The sequence below is a fragment of the Chloracidobacterium sp. N genome, from assembly GCF_018304765.1.
In the GTDB taxonomy this organism is placed as follows: Bacteria; Acidobacteriota; Blastocatellia; order Chloracidobacteriales; family Chloracidobacteriaceae; genus Chloracidobacterium; species Chloracidobacterium aggregatum.
On record NZ_CP072642.1, the window covers coordinates 2606831 to 2621194 of the forward strand.

Sequence of the window (14364 nt, forward strand, 5' to 3'; positions counted from 1 at the left end):
GGCGCCGGTCGCGCCCAGGCCCGCATGAGCTGGCGAAAGGAAATCTCCCGGCAAGAGAAGTTTCCAACCTGAGCGTTACAACGATTCGGCCACTTCCGGGATGACTGTGTGCAGCACATCCACCAGTTCGTCTATCTGCGCCGTTGAAATCGCCAGCGGCGGCATCAGAACGACGACATTGCCGAGCGGCCGGAGAATGACTCCGTAATCACGGCAGCGGTTTGTCACGCGATAGCCCATGAGCTGGTCAGGCGGAAAGGGCGTTCGGGCTGCGCGGTCGGCCACAAGTTCAATGCCCACCATCAGGCCCCGCTGCCGGATGTCCCCCACGAGCGGCAGCGTCCGCAGTTCCTCCAATCGCAAGGCCAGGTGATTGGCAACTGTCCGCACGTGGTCGAGCGTCCGGTTTCGCTCAAACAGGTCGAGATTCGCCAGCGCCACAGCACAGGCGAGCGGGTTGCCCGTGTAGGTATGCCCGTGAAAGAACGTCCTGAACTCACTGGCTTCACCCAGAAAAGCCGCGTAGATGGCCTCTGTGGCAAGGGTTGCCGCCAGCGGCAGGTAGCCGCCCGTCAGCCCTTTGGCAACACACAGCAGGTCCGGTGCAACCCCTTCAGACTCACAGGCAAACATCCAGCCGGTGCGACCAAAGCCGGTGGCCACCTCATCGCATATCAGCAGCACGTCATGGGCTGTACACAGTTCGCGCACCCGCCGGACGTAGCCTTCCGGTTGGGCCAGCATACCGGCCGCGCCCATCAGGACCGGCTCGATGATGACCGCTGCGACTTCGTCGGCGTGTTCGGACAGAATACGTCCCAGTTCCTCTGCACAGGCCAGCCCACAGCCTGGACGTTCAAGCTTCAGCGGGCAGCGATAGCAGTGCGGCTCCGGCGCTGTCAGCGTCTCGAACAGCATCGGACGGTAGAGGTCATGAAAGAGCGCAATCCCGCCGACAGAGACCGCTCCCACCGTATCGCCGTGATAAGACTCGCGGAGGTGAATGAACTTCGTTTTCCGTGGGCGCGGGTCAGAACGCTGCCGCCAATACTGGAAAGCCATCTTGAGGGCAATCTCGACGGCCGTCGAACCGGAGTCCGAGTAAAACACTCTGGTCAGCCCAGGGGGCGCCATCTGCACCAGTCTGGCAGCCAGTTCAATGGCCGGTGGATGCGTCAGCCCCAGAAGCGTCGTGTGCGCCACCCGGTCAAGCTGGTGGCGGATGGCGGCATCCAGTTCAGGAGTACGGTGCCCGTGGGTTGTCACCCACAGGCTGGACACCCCATCCAGGTAACGCCGGCCTTCAACATCGTAGAGATAGCAGCCCTCGGCGCGTTCAATGATGAGCGGGCGTGCCGCCTGCCATCCCTGCATCTGCGTGAAAGGATGCCAGAGATGGGCCTTGTCGAGGGCTTCCAACCGCAAAAGGGCTGACGGGCTTTCAGGATGGGCAGCAGACATGGGCGCTTGTGACCTCACGCCGGTCTGTTTTAACGAAAAGGCTGGCAAAAATGAAGGCCGTTGCCTGCATCCAGGCAACGGCCGGTGAAATCAGGTGCGGGTGGGACTACTCAGCGCCGTCGTTGCCAATGGCTTCTACCGGGCAGGCATCCATGGCTTCCTGGCACTGCTCCATTTCCTCATCGTTTTCAGGCTGCTTGAAAACGTAGGAATAGCCACCATCGTCGTTGCGCGTGAAGTTGTTGGGTGCCGTATCGCGGCACACGTCGCAGTCAATGCACTGGGTGTCCACGTAGAACATCCCAGGTACGTTGTCTGGATACTTGTCGTCAACCGATGCCATTGCTTTGGTACCTCATTCAGGGAAGTTGAGTCGCCAGAAGTGGCAGAACCCCGGCACGGTAATGCTTCCGGCGTTCGTCACTCCGACTGCCGGATACTGCCGATGCCGTGAAGCTAGTGCAAGACGGGAAGTTTTTTCAATACTTTCATTGAAAAACTTCCGGGCTTTTGCCTGTTCAGCGCCGTGTCCAGGTCCGGCCGCTCCGCAAGGCAGGTGTGATGTGCCCTGCATTTGGGCAGCAGCATAACGAATTGGCTGAAAAATGAAGCCAAAATCCGCATGTTTCCGCATGGTCATTTGACGAAGGGCGGCCACATGGATAGCGTGCAACCACGCATCTAGCTTGTAACCAGACCGTTCCGTTCGACCAAATATGTCTTTCGAGACCATCATGCATGGCGTGCTCGACCGGATTGAAGGAGCACGGGGTTGGGCGTTCCTGGCCGATGACGGGGAAATCGTTTTTCGCCAGACCGTTGGTGACTTTGAAACGCTGCCCCTGCTGGCGGCCTACCACGGCATTACCGTGGGCAACTACCGCCGGTTTGGACTGCGAAGCCTGCTGGAGAACATTCGCACCATCGTTTGTACGTACGACGAGGCCGTTTGTATCCTGAAGCTTTTCCCGGAAAACTACTTTCTGGTGCTCGTTCTGGCGCGTGAGTCCAATGTCGGCTATGCCCTGTGGCTGCTGGAGCAGGCGATGCCGGCCCTGCTCGAAGAAATCGGGTGACAGCGCCGGCCGGGATCAACGCTCAAGCCCAAGGCGGCAGGTCACACGGCACTCAGGCTGACTTGATGAGGCGGGCAAAGGCCCGCAGTCCGTTGACAATGTCCTGCTGGTCAAAGGTGCGGGTCAGGGAGCGTTCGATTTCATCGCTCATCTGGCCAATCCGGCTTTTGAAGGACTGCTCAGCCCGCTCGATGGTGTGCTGAAGGGCGAGAATATCCTGGTGGGTTTTGGCGCTGGTGGTGGTCAGGGTGGCCAGTTCCTCGGCGATTTGCCTGACCTGGCTGTGAAGCCCCTCCAGGTCAGCTTTGACCTCGGCAATGTCGTTTTTGAGCTTCATGGTGTCGTCGCGTGGAAACCGGGCCTCTTCGCTGATGTCCGTCAGCTTGCGGTGCAGGTAGTCATACGCCGCACCAAACGGACGAAAGACCATCGTGACCAGGTAGAACCCGGCAAACCAGTACCCCACGCTGCCTTGGGTGAAATAGGCAAGACCGCCAATGATGAGGGCCGAAAGCACGTGCAGCCCAAGGGCCACCCAGAGCGTCGTGCGTTGCGTCCGTTTGACGTAAGCCAACCGTTCGTCATTGACGGTCAGCCCGGCTTCACGCGAGCGCTCCAGCTCGAACTGGACGGATTTGGCCTGGAAGTGGATGTCCCATGGAACGGTCAGAATGAGCAACAGCCATATCAGGCAAACGACACCCATGCCGATGTCGAGCGCCAGCCTTGGGGTGAGCGCCGGCACCTGCCAGCCGCTCATCCAGGCGGTGACGGCAAACACGATGAGCAGCCCGATACCGATAAAGGCGGTGGTGAAAAGCACTCTCAAAAATCGCTCGAACACGACTTCCCCCTTTTCACCGCCAAGCCGGTCTCTGAAGGCGCAACCAGACCTGCATGCAACGACTGGAACCGCTGTCCGTCAGCGCGCGCTCATCAAAGCCCTGTGCCCCATCAGGCGTTATTGGGCGCGTCCGTGTCAGGAGTCGGCTCCGGCGGCGGCCACCTGTTCGGCAGAGGCCGTCGCACTGCCCTCCGGGCGGTAGAAGAGAATGCGGCCGCAACTGTCACAGGTGTGAATACCAATCCCCTGCCGCACCAGACTGTAAACCTGTGGGCGCAGTCGCATCCGGCAGGCCGAGCAAGTGCCGTTGATGACCTGCGCCATAACGTGTCCACCCCGAAGTTTGGCCACGCGGGTATAGTTGGTGAGCCAGGTTTTTGAAAGCTTGGTCTCCATCTCGCGCCGCCGAACGCGGATGCGTTCGACTTCCGCCAGATAGGCGGCCTCGGCCCGGGCATTCTCGGCCAATGCGGCATCCGTTTCAGCCCGGCGCTTTTCGATTTCCGGCGCGTGCAAAGCGACTTCGGCTTCAAGTTTGGCCGCTTCGGCGCGGGCTTCGGCAATTTTGGACTCGCACTGCGCCACGGATTTTTTGGCCGTGTCTATTTCCCGGATGGCCGTTTCGTACTCGCGTTGGTTGCGGACGCGCTGGAGGTCCGCCGTGTATTTGGCAAACTGGGACTGGAAGTGCACAAGATCGCTTTCGAGGTCACGGAGGCGACGACGAACAGCGTCGAGATTGGTCTGGGCTGTGGTGTAAGCCGCAATATGGTGCTGGAACTCGGATTCGATCCGCTCGCGTTCAATGGCAAATTGGCGGGTTTTGGTCTGACATTCAGCAAGTTGACGGTCAGTTTCCTGTAGGGCGATGAGCAGTTCCAAGTCCTGACTCACGGATACCTCCTATCGGGATGGGACAGGAATGCGGGATTGGAGACTACTACCTTGCTCCGGGCGAAGCAAGGAACCGCAACCCCGGCGGCGGCGGCCGCCTTCCCGGATGCCGGCCGCCCAAGTGCAGCAACCACGAATCACCGAAAACCGGTTACGTTTTGCTGGTTGAACCACTGCGGTGAATGGTTCGGACAGCACCTTCTTTGAGAGGCCACTCCTGCTCAGGCTCATGGCAGGAACCCGCCGGTAGCTCATTCAATTTCGTCAGGCGTCAGGCAGAGGCCCTCGGACGTGACCGGGGTTCCGGTACTTGACCAAAACTCAAAGGTCAGCGTCCGCCGGCCGGCTTCGGTGGCGTATTCCATGTGCAGCATGTCGCGTGGGTGCTCGCCTGTGTTGCGGTAGAACCGCAGATTGCGTGCGGCTACGAGCTGGTAGTCCCGCTGGCGCCAGGTGAGCTGGTCCGGCGGCGATTCCGGGTCAAGCTCCAACGCTTCCACTTCGCCGTATTCGGTCGGGTCAAGGGGAAAAGAAACCACGGCGCGTCCGGCCGTGGACTGTGGATTCGGACGGTGAACCTCGACGAAGTGGCGCCGTTCGCCGTCCGTCACTTCAAACTGCCAGAACACGAGGGTTTGCTGCTCGATGTCCACGAACCGGTGGGCTTTGTCAATGACCCACCGGCCCGGAAGCGGACTTGTCGGGGAGAGAACGATGGTGTCTCCGGCACTCAAATCGGCCAGGGCGCGGGTCTGACGCCTGGGTGCGGCGTCTTTTTTTCCAAAGAAAGAAAGCCAGCCCACGTATGTCACCTCCGAGTCGCCTGACGGTCGTGCCCTGTCGGGGACTGTCAGGCACGTGCCGTCCGTTCCGCCACCCGGCGCAACAGATCGGCTATCTCGAAAGGTTTACGCAGGCAATCGTCAGGGGCAAGGTTGAATTCCGACGTGGCCAGAACCTCATCAATCTTTTCGGACGCCGAGCAAATCAGAATCGGCACCTGCCACATTTCCGGGTTGTCGGCGGAGCGAATGACCTCGATCAGGTGTGTTCCATCAATCACCGGCATCATGATGTCGAGGATGATCAGGTCCGGGACGCGCTTCTTCAACAGCATCATGGCACCGATGCCGTCTTCCACAGCGGTCACTTCATAGCCATCGTGGGTCAGCAGTTCGGTCAGCAGTTCACGGATATCGGCATCGTCATCCACAACGAGAATGTGCTTTCTGGTGTCAGTCATGGGTTTGCTGTCGGAATGAGAGAGTGTATTCACCGTCCCAGGGATCAGAAAAAGATACCTTCGCGCTCTTCAAGTCCGCGATCGATAAGGCGCCGAATTTCGCGTTTGACCCGGTCCACCTTGCGTTGAATGACCTCATCGCGGTCATCCGGGTCGCCGCGAAAGACGAGCGGTTCGCCGAAGTAGATACGATATTTGGTTGGAAAAGGAATCATTCCCAGCACGCCCAGCCATGGAAAGGTCGGCGTAATGGGAAAATAGGGCATGCCAAGCAGCCTGGCGAGCGGTTTGCAGTCCACGAAACTGGGGGCCTGTTCTTCGCCGCCAACCACGCCAAAGGGAACGATGGGCGTGTTGGTGGCCAGCGCCAGCCGCATGAAGCCCAGCCCGAACCGGACGAGTTTGTAGCGGTCTTTCCAGACCTTGCCGGAGCCGCGCGCGCCTTCCGGGAAAACCAGGATGGCTTCGCCTTTCTGAAGCAGGCGCTCACAGTTGAGCGGATCACCGACGATGGCGCCGCTACGCTGGATGAAGTTGCCCAAAAGCGGCATCGTGGTGAACCACCGTTCCACCATGGCGCGGCACAGCCGGGGGGGATTGGCTTCGAGCAGCATGGCAACCGACACCATGGCCCCGTCAATGGGCAGTTGCCCGCTATGGTTGCCAATCAGCAGCACACGTCCCGGAGGGACATGCTCGATGCCGTAGGTTTGTACCCGCCAGTAATGCCGGTAGAGCCGTGCAAACAGTGAATATCCATAGCGCGCCGTTCCGGGGTGCAGTCCCCAGGAGTCATAGCCATACTCGTTGACCGCCGTTGGAATCTGGCGCATCCTGGCATCCACCTCAGCATCCACCAAACGGTCGGCCAGGGCGGCCATCCAGCCGCTCGAGGTGACGGTAGGCAACAGGTTGCGCGGTTTGGCCCGACGGCGTGACCGGGCCGCGGCAGGTGTCGCTGCTGGTGCGGGCGGCTCCGGCGTGGGCAATAACCGAAGCGTGGGTTCGTCGTCCAGACGTTGAATGGTAAGGACTTTTTTCCGGGGCGCCCGCCGGGGCTTTTCCGGCGCCGTGTCCGCCGGGGGAACGACAGCGAGTGGTGGCAGCGTCGAACGTTTACGGGCCATGGTGACGTTTCTCCTGTGGGCGCACGCCCGGCACACAGAGACGGCGCGACGCTGAACAGCATTACCACACGGACAACAATGGTATGAGCATAAGCCGTGCTCTTGGCCGTAAGCAACGGTTTTTCACGGCGATGGGAACGAGGGATGGCTTATTCCCGGTCGGAACTTCCGTCAGGGCTGGTGGCATCCTCAGCCGAGGGAACGAACTCCAGCCCGTACTGTGCGCCTTCCGCGGCAATCCATTGCTGTTGATGCTGTTCATAGATAGCAAGACGCGCCCGCATCTGCTCAACGGCCTGGGGTGCGACAGGCTCTGTCAGCATCCGCGCCTGCTCTTCCAGCAGGTCATGCAGCTCATCGGCAAGACGGGTTGCGCCAGCATTGAACGGGCGCAGTTGCTTGAGCCGTTGACGGGCAGCCGCACTGGCCGCCAGCACCTCCGGCGGGACGGGCTGCCCGGTTTCGAGGTGCCGTACAATGCGGCGGTACACCCGCTCCCCTTCATTGCAGGCCTCGGCAAAACGGCTGATCGCCTTGTTTTCCGGGAAGACGTTCGCCCCACCCAGAAAGTGCGCCAGCGACGGCGGATTGCCCCGGTAATTCCAAAACATGAACCCAAAGCAGAGCACGACGACGGCACCGATCACGATTTGCCACACGTGCCAGACGGTCGGCGTCTTCCGTTCGTGCGGCGGCGAGTAAGGAATGAACAGTGCCAGGCCGATGCCGGTCAGCAGTCCACCCACGTGACCCGACCGGCTGACGAAAGGGATGGAAAAAGTGATGATGAGGTTGATGGCCAGAGTGAGCCAGACGCCGCGTTGCATCGTGGCCCGTACCATGGGCGGAATTTCAGCGCGGTACTTGTAAACAAACACGAGCAGCGCGCCGAACATACCAAAGAGCGCCCCGGAGGCGCCGGCCCCGATGCTTTCGGGATGGGCGAAAAAATAGCTTGCGACGAACCCGCCGATCCCGGAAAGCAGATACAGGATGGTGAAACGCGCCGAGCCGTAGAGCGATTCCAACTGCGGGCCGAGCACCCAGAGGGCGTACATGTTGGCCAGCAGGTGAATTATCCCGATGTGCAGGAACATGGGAACGACCAGCCGCCACACTTCCCCCTGGTCAATGAGCTTCCGGTTACAGGCCCCAAAGGCCGTCAGCACCTCCGGATCTGTTGAGCCGCCAGCAAAGGCCGTCAGCAAAAACATCGCCACGTTGATGCCGATGAGCACGTAACTGAGCGGGGCGCGCCGGAAAAACACCGCTTCGACAAACCTGGCAGCCCGCTGGCGTTCCCGTTGCTCACGTTCCACTTCCGGCGGCAGCGCGCCACATTCCAGGCAACGCAGCACGCCGCTGGGGGTAAGCAGTCCGCATTGGTGGCAGACGCGCAAAGGGCGTTCGGTCACTGGTTCCATCGCTAATCCACGAGGTACTTCGCCCGTGCGCGGTACTGCCGGTCCACGGCTTCCAGGAACGGCTCCGGGTCCAGTGGCGGGGAGACGCCCAGCCGCTGACTGATCGGGGCGGCAATCCGGGCCGCCATCCACGGACGCGCTTTTTCAGGGAGGGTTGAACGGCGCAGGAGAAACCGCTCCACAGCCGCAATGTCGTCGGCCGTCAGGGCGTGGACATTGCCAATGTCATCCATCACGGCTGGCGGCTGACGCCGAACTTCCACGGCATGCGTGGCCAACACCTGATCGAGCACCGGGGTCGTGCCCAGACGCTCTTTGACAACCACCGTGCCAGCAACGAGATCGCCCAACCGCCGGGCTTCCCGGTGGAGCATGATGCTCATGACCCCCAGGGCGTAGCCACTCGGCAGGAAATCCATGGTGCGCAGGACATTGCGCACCAGCGCCTCAAAAAAGCCAATCGGACGCCCGTCAATCCGAATCACCCGCAGCCGCATCCACCGCTTGCCTGGGGTTTGACCGTTCCACACCGTTTCAAAGATGGCAAAGTAGCCGAAATACATCAGAAAGGACACGAGGACCAGGAGCGCCAGCAGCCACAGCTCAACGGAGCGGCTCAACTGGAGGTCGCGGAGAACGTCACTGATCTGGGCGACAACAAGGCCAAGAACAAACAGAGTCAAAAACTGAATACCGTGATCGATGAGGGCCGCCAGAAAGCGGCTGCCGACGTTGGCGAGCGCAAACCGCAGCTCGACGCGCTCCGGGGTTTCGATGACGAGTTGGTTGTCGAGCCGCATGACAGAAGTGATACTGCCGTCCAGGACCTGCCTTGGCAAGCGACCCGGACGGCAGTCTGCCGTTCCCATTACTGGAAACAGCTACAGTTACTGACCATCATCAAAGAAGGTCTTGAGTTTCCGGCTCCGCGACGGATGGCGGAGCTTGCGCAGGGCCTTGGCTTCGATCTGGCGGATGCGTTCCCGCGTGACGGAGAAGTGCCGCCCGACTTCCTCCAAGGTTCGTTCCTGGCCATCTCCATCCAGTCCGAAACGCATCTTGAGGATTTGTTCCTCACGTTGGGTGAGCGTGCTGAGCACCTCCAGCGTGGCTTCCCGCAAGCCCTTGCCGACGATCATTTCTGCCGGATTGAGACTGTTGCGGTCTTCGATGAAACTGCCCAGGTTGGATTCGCCGTCATCACCGATGGGCGTTTCCAGGCTGATGGGCTCCTGGGCAATCTTGAGCGCCTGCCGAACCTTGACGACCGGCAAATCCGTGCGCTGGGCCAGCTCTTCGTGCGTGGGTTCACGGCCCAGTTCCTGAACCATCAGACGCGCGGTGCGAACAATCTTGTTGATGGTTTCAACCATGTGCACCGGAACGCGAATCGTCCGCCCCTGATCGGCAATGGCGCGGGTCACCGCCTGCCGAATCCACCACGTGGCATAGGTCGAGAACTTGTAGCCCCGCCGGTAATCAAACTTCTCCACCGCACGCATCAGCCCGATGTTGCCTTCTTGGATGAGGTCGGAAAACTGCAAGCCCCGCGAACGGTTGATGTAGTTTTTGGCAATGGAGACGACGAGCCGCAGGTTGGCCTCGATCATCTCGCGCCGGGCTTTTTCGGCTTCCTCGGTCGAAGCGAAAATTTCCCGCAGCGAACCTTTGATGCGGCTGGCCGGTTCAAGGTAGCGCTTCTCGATGTCCGCAATAACCTTCTGCGCCTGCTCAATCTGGGCGCGTGTTTCCGCTTCATCAAGGCGTGCGCGCCGCTGCTTGTTTTTCAGCGCCGCCTGGGCGTTTTCAATCTTGCGCTCGGCATCCTGAATCTGGCGCACCACAGCCCGGATACGGTCGTTGAACTTCTGCCGTATCTGGTCAGAAAAGAGCACGCTGCGGATGAGCCGCGACAGCTCAACCCGCTTGCGGAGATACTTCCGGTAGCGCTGCTGGGCTTTGCGCGGCGTGCGCTTGCGTTCCTTCTCGATTTTGGCCGCCTCTTCGCGGATGTGCGCCAGCGTGCGTGAAATCGTCTGGAAACGCTCGATGGTCTCGAAAAGGTAACGTTCTTCGTTTTCCAGCGTGATGTCCTCGGCATCCGAGTCCGAGGTGTCAATGACCTGCCGGATGCCAATTTTGCGTTCCTTGAGCTGCTCGGCGAACTCTTCCAACTGCTCGGCAACGATGAGTGACCGCGAGTGGGCTTTGTAGAGCCGCCGGCGGCCGCGCTCGATGCGCTTGGCAATGTTGACTTCGTCCTCGCGGGTCAGCAGGGCAACATTGCTCATCTCGCGCAGGTACAACGTCATCGCATCGAGCGAGCGGTCGCTTTCGGAAGCCGACAGGTCAGGCGGTGGGACAACGCCACCGTTTTCAGCATCTTCGACAGCCTCTTCGAGTTCTTCCGTATCTTCCGCTTCGCTGTCCAGGATGAAGTCATCCTCTTCGGACGCCGTGGAGTCTATCTCGGCCAGAAACTTTTCGAGGTCAAGGGTTGGAAGTACGCCTTCCGCTGTCGGGTCAGCGTCGCTGTCCATCATATTTTCTTTGAGGTCGAGTCGCATGGCTGTGTGGGTCTGGAACAGGAAATGCTTGCTCTTGTGGCTGCAGTTGGTAAACTTGGATCAATCACCGTCAGGATACGTTGCGCCGTTTGTCGCATCAACCGGGTTTTCATCGGGCGCAAGGGTCTCTGCCAAGCATACTGTTTTCAAATTGCGGACACTGTGCGTTCTGTGACGAAGGGGACACCTTTCCTTTCCCGGCTTACGCGCGGTTTTTTCGCGCATAGGTTCATAGACGCTTGTACAGGTCTCAAAGTTTCCTGTCCTTGCTGCTTTTGCCGGTGTTCCTGAACCCGGCTGGGGCCGTACCATGTCTCTTTCCGCGCCGCTCATCCTGGCCACCCGGAACGCCGGGAAATTGCACGAGTTTCGCCACCTGCTCGCTGGCGTGACCACGGAAGTCATCGGCCTTGATGCTTTCCCGTCCCTGCCCCCTGTGCCCGAAACCGGCAGCACGTTCGAGGCAAACGCACGGCTCAAGGCACGTGCCGTTCAGGAGCAGACCGGCGGCTGGGTCATTGCCGACGACTCCGGGCTGTGCGTGGATGCCCTGGGTGGCGCGCCCGGCGTTTTCTCGGCACGTTATGCCGGTGAGCAGGCGTCCGATGCCGACAACGTGGCCAAACTTCTGGCGGCCATGCGTGACGTGCCCGCCGAACAGCGTACGGCCCGGTTCGTCTGCGTCCTGGCGCTGGTCACGGACACCGAAGAAGCCTGTTTCACCGGCGTCTGTACCGGTACGCTGACCGCGTCCCCGCGCGGCTCACACGGGTTTGGCTATGACCCGCTGTTTATTCCCACCGGCGATACGCGCACCTTTGCCGAGATGACCCCGGCGGAAAAGGCGGTTTACAGCCACCGGGCGCGCGCCGCCCAGGCGCTCGTGGACCATCTTCGGGCGGGTTTTGGGAACCGTCTTCCGTAACGGGCAGCGCGGCTGGCGGCAGATCGCCGCGTTCGCACTTCCACCGGCAGGACTTGAGACAACCGGCCGTTCCAGGCATGGTTTAGGACGAGCGTTCTGCCTTCACACGAGGAGTCTGGCCGATGTCTTCCATCCTGTCTGAAATTTTCGAGGCGGCAAAAACCGTCCGCGCCATTGCTCAGGGCATGGCCGTGACCCTGAGCTACATCCCGAAGCAAAAACTCACCCGCCAGTACCCCGACGTACCGGTTGAGCTGTACCCACGTTTTCGGGGCGAGCACTATCTGGCGCGGGACGAAAACGGCAAAGAGCGCTGTGTTGCCTGCTTTCTCTGCGCCGCGGCCTGCCCGGCCGATGCCATCTACATTGAAGCGGACGAAGACCTCCGGCCCTACGCCGAGCGTCCGGGCATGGAGCCGCGTTACGCCCGCGTCTATAACATTGACTACGGGCGGTGCATTCTGTGCGGCTACTGCGTCGAGGCCTGCCCGAAAGACGCCATCAAGCACGGCCACAACTTTGAAATGGCCGTGACGAACTTCGCCGAGCTGGTCAAGGACAAAGAGTATCTGTTGTCCAACTTGGAGCGCGAAAAGACGCGAAACCTGACGATTCGCAGCGACGCCTGACCGCCAACCCCCAAAGTGCAGGCCCCCAAAGTGCAGGCTGCTTACGCACCAGTAGCGGCATTTGCCGCGTTTTCCTGGGTCTCTTCTTTTTGTGATTGGTAGTGTGCCAGCAGGGCCCGACCCTCGCGGCTGCGGGGATCAATGGTACGAATGTGCTTGTTGCCAACCATTTCCCAGATTGCGGTGACAACGCCGTTTTTCTCGACGGCGCTGTAGGTCTTCTGCTCCGGGCTGATTTCTGACTGAGCTGCTTCGGACATAGGGTCAAACGCTATCCAAACCTGATTTCGTCGTGTTTTGGGATGCTCGCACCTTGCCTGGCGCACGTGCGAAAGCGCATATTCCCATGGGCATTGGTGTTCTGTCCAGAATGCCGGACGCCTTTCTCCCGCCGCCACACTGACTCCGGCGGGCAGAAACGGTGTGGTCCACAGATGTTTTTCACACGGCCAAGGAGGTGATGCTCCATGGTTTTGCGCTGTCCGATTTGTGGCGCCGTAACCACATGGGCTGGAAATCCCACCCGTCCCTTCTGCTCCGAAGCCTGCCAGATGCGGGACTTGGGCAACTGGCTGACTGAACGCTACAGCCTGCCGGTGAGCGAGCCGCCGACACCGGAAACCGAACCGACACCGGAAACCGAATCGTCCCTTCAGGATGAGTGAAAGGGGAAACTGCCCGGCAAGGTAGCGCCTTGATGCCAGCCACCTTGCACGGGCGCTCCACTGAGGTGGACCGGCCAACGCTGAGCGCCAGAGGCTGCCTCTACGCCGTGGACAGACCCAACCCATGAGGCACTGACCACCATGCTCCGCATTGTTCTCTGGGTGGACACCAAACGCTACGAAGTCGGTTCCCCGTCCTTCTTCCACTGCTTTTTCTCAACCATCGCCTACCGTCTGGAAAACGATGCCTGGGGCAGTGTGTATCCACGCATCATGCTGGACTTTTACAAAGGGCGACTGCGCTACACCGACGCCCCCCAAGCTCTGAGCGAACTCGATGCCATCCAGCTCGGCTTTGAGATGATGCCGCCGGAGGACATCATCTGGGACTACGACGACCTCGACCGGCAGCCCCCATGGGCAGAAGGCGCGCTGGAAAACACCTCCTGCGCCGCCGAGTGCTTCTTTACACCGACCGAGGAGCACCTGTTCGCCGTACTCCGGCAGGCCTTCAATCGCAGCATCGAAGTTCGCCATGACGTACGCATCCGCCGTATGGCATAACCCATCGTTTTACACTTCAACCTGCTGAGGAAACCGACACCTTATGCCTGCATCCCGTGTCACGCCGGGCGACCTGACGCGCCTGAAGGCTGACGGCAAGCGCATCGTCGCCCTGACCGCCTATGACCGCCCGACGGCCATGGTCTGCGAAGCCGCTGGCGTGGATGTCATTCTGGTTGGCGACTCCCTGGGCAACGTCCTGCTCGGCTATGAAACGACCCTTCCCGTGACCATGGACGACATGCTTCACCACGTCAGAGCCGTTGCACGCAGTACGCATCAGGCGCTGGTCGTCGCCGACCTGCCGTTTCTGTCCTATCAGGCCGATCAGGCGGAGGCGCTGCGCAACGCCGGGCGGTTTCTCAAGGAAGGCGGCGCCCAGGCTGTCAAACTTGAAGGCGGCAGCCGCAGCGCCGAAACCATCGAGCGTATGGTCACAGCCGGCATTCCGGTCATGGGGCACCTTGGCTACACCCCACAATCGGCCCACGTCTTCGGAAGGAACGTTGTCCAAGGACGCGATGTGGATGTGGCCACGACGCTCGTCCACGATGCCCTGGTTCTGGAGGAGGCCGGTTGTTTTGCCATCGTTCTGGAATGCGTTCCCCACGAAGTTGCCCGGGCCATATCCGAGCGACTGCGGATTCCCACGATTGGCATCGGCGCCGGCAACGGCTGTGACGGGCAGATTCTTGTCTTTCACGACGCCGTTGGCTGGGGGCCGGGCGCGAACCTGAAGTTCGTCAAACGCTATGCCAATGTCGGCGACATCCTGCGCCAGGCCGTCAGCGACTATGCCCGCGAAGTACGCGAAGGCGTTTTTCCGGCGGCGGAACACTCGTTTTCGATGTCCGCCGAAGCCCGCGTGCTGTTTGAGCAGGAACTGGAGGAAATGGACGCCACTTGTGACGAGTAACCTTCACCCGGGAGCGCGGGCATCCTGCC

At 60.6% G+C, this 14364-nt stretch carries 18 protein-coding genes; 6 read left to right on the top strand and 12 right to left on the bottom strand.

The window, feature by feature from the left end; translation table 11 throughout:
* Positions 1-75: 75 nt before the first annotated feature.
* From bioA to J8C05_RS10950, 3 genes are all read right to left on the bottom strand, one after another.
* Complete coding sequence (gene bioA, locus J8C05_RS10940; RefSeq protein ID WP_211422198.1) at positions 76-1461, bottom strand: adenosylmethionine--8-amino-7-oxononanoate transaminase; 1386 nt, start codon at positions 1459-1461, stop codon at positions 76-78.
* A gap of 106 nt (positions 1462-1567) precedes the next feature.
* Complete coding sequence (locus tag J8C05_RS10945) at positions 1568-1804, bottom strand: ferredoxin (RefSeq protein ID WP_058867887.1); 237 nt, start codon at positions 1802-1804, stop codon at positions 1568-1570.
* 12 nt (positions 1805-1816) lie between these two features.
* Positions 1817-2197: a hypothetical protein gene (locus J8C05_RS10950; protein ID WP_211422199.1), complete on the bottom strand. Its 381-nt coding sequence runs from the start codon at positions 2195-2197 to the stop codon at positions 1817-1819.
* On the opposite strand from J8C05_RS10950, the gene J8C05_RS10955 reads away from it, so the two are divergent.
* The gene (locus J8C05_RS10955) at positions 2178-2537 is read left to right on the top strand and encodes a roadblock/LC7 domain-containing protein (RefSeq protein ID WP_211422200.1); all 360 of its coding nucleotides are present in this window, start codon (positions 2178-2180) and stop codon (positions 2535-2537) included. The genes J8C05_RS10950 and J8C05_RS10955 overlap by 20 nt on opposite strands.
* 52 nt (positions 2538-2589) lie before the next feature.
* Here J8C05_RS10955 and J8C05_RS10960 read toward each other — a convergent pair whose 3' ends face one another.
* The 8 genes from J8C05_RS10960 to rpoD all read right to left on the bottom strand — a co-directional run bounded on the left by J8C05_RS10960 (position 2590) and on the right by rpoD (position 10612).
* Positions 2590-3360 (bottom strand): hypothetical protein, encoded by a 771-nt coding sequence (locus J8C05_RS10960; RefSeq protein WP_211422201.1) that lies wholly within the window; start codon positions 3358-3360, stop codon positions 2590-2592.
* Between the two features lie 156 nt (positions 3361-3516).
* Positions 3517-4275 carry a zinc ribbon domain-containing protein gene (locus J8C05_RS10965; RefSeq protein WP_211422202.1) on the bottom strand — a complete coding sequence of 253 codons (759 nt, stop codon included), beginning with the start codon at positions 4273-4275 and terminating at the stop codon, positions 3517-3519.
* Between the two features lie 251 nt (positions 4276-4526).
* Positions 4527-5078: a hypothetical protein gene (locus tag J8C05_RS10970; RefSeq protein WP_211422203.1), complete on the bottom strand. Its 552-nt coding sequence runs from the start codon at positions 5076-5078 to the stop codon at positions 4527-4529.
* Between the two features lie 47 nt (positions 5079-5125).
* Entirely contained in the window at positions 5126-5518 is a 393-nt protein-coding gene (locus tag J8C05_RS10975; RefSeq protein WP_211422204.1) for a response regulator transcription factor, read from the bottom strand.
* A 44-nt stretch (positions 5519-5562) separates the two neighbouring features.
* Positions 5563-6645: a lysophospholipid acyltransferase family protein gene (locus tag J8C05_RS10980; RefSeq protein WP_246840700.1), complete on the bottom strand. Its 1083-nt coding sequence runs from the start codon at positions 6643-6645 to the stop codon at positions 5563-5565.
* A gap of 149 nt (positions 6646-6794) precedes the next feature.
* Entirely contained in the window at positions 6795-8060 is a 1266-nt protein-coding gene (locus J8C05_RS10985; protein ID WP_246840701.1) for a rhomboid family intramembrane serine protease, read from the bottom strand.
* Positions 8061-8071: 11 nt separating this feature from the next.
* Complete coding sequence (locus tag J8C05_RS10990; RefSeq protein WP_211422206.1) at positions 8072-8869, bottom strand: RDD family protein; 798 nt, start codon at positions 8867-8869, stop codon at positions 8072-8074.
* A gap of 87 nt (positions 8870-8956) precedes the next feature.
* The gene (gene rpoD, locus J8C05_RS10995; protein ID WP_211422207.1) at positions 8957-10612 is read right to left on the bottom strand and encodes an RNA polymerase sigma factor RpoD; all 1656 of its coding nucleotides are present in this window, start codon (positions 10610-10612) and stop codon (positions 8957-8959) included.
* A 334-nt stretch (positions 10613-10946) separates the two neighbouring features.
* Here rpoD and rdgB point away from each other — a divergent pair, with 334 nt between their 5' ends.
* Both rdgB and J8C05_RS11005 read left to right on the top strand, forming a co-directional pair.
* Positions 10947-11561, top strand: coding sequence for an RdgB/HAM1 family non-canonical purine NTP pyrophosphatase (gene rdgB / locus J8C05_RS11000; RefSeq protein ID WP_211422208.1), 615 nt, complete (start codon positions 10947-10949; stop codon positions 11559-11561).
* A gap of 122 nt (positions 11562-11683) precedes the next feature.
* A complete protein-coding gene (locus J8C05_RS11005; protein WP_211422209.1) occupies positions 11684-12190 on the top strand; it encodes a NuoI/complex I 23 kDa subunit family protein in 507 nt (168 codons plus the stop codon).
* A 41-nt stretch (positions 12191-12231) separates the two neighbouring features.
* Here the strand turns inward: J8C05_RS11005 and J8C05_RS11010 are convergent, their stop codons facing one another.
* Positions 12232-12450, bottom strand: a complete 219-nt coding sequence (locus tag J8C05_RS11010; RefSeq protein ID WP_014100726.1) for a hypothetical protein — start codon at positions 12448-12450, stop codon at positions 12232-12234.
* A gap of 207 nt (positions 12451-12657) precedes the next feature.
* On the opposite strand from J8C05_RS11010, the gene J8C05_RS11015 reads away from it, so the two are divergent.
* From J8C05_RS11015 to panB, 3 genes are all read left to right on the top strand, one after another.
* Positions 12658-12855 (top strand): DNA gyrase inhibitor YacG, encoded by a 198-nt coding sequence (locus J8C05_RS11015; RefSeq protein ID WP_211422210.1) that lies wholly within the window; start codon positions 12658-12660, stop codon positions 12853-12855.
* 141 nt (positions 12856-12996) lie between these two features.
* Positions 12997-13419: an Imm70 family immunity protein gene (locus tag J8C05_RS11020; protein WP_211422211.1), complete on the top strand. Its 423-nt coding sequence runs from the start codon at positions 12997-12999 to the stop codon at positions 13417-13419.
* Between the two features lie 43 nt (positions 13420-13462).
* Positions 13463-14335, top strand: a complete 873-nt coding sequence (gene panB, locus J8C05_RS11025) for a 3-methyl-2-oxobutanoate hydroxymethyltransferase (protein ID WP_014100730.1) — start codon at positions 13463-13465, stop codon at positions 14333-14335.
* Positions 14336-14364 lie beyond the last annotated feature (29 nt).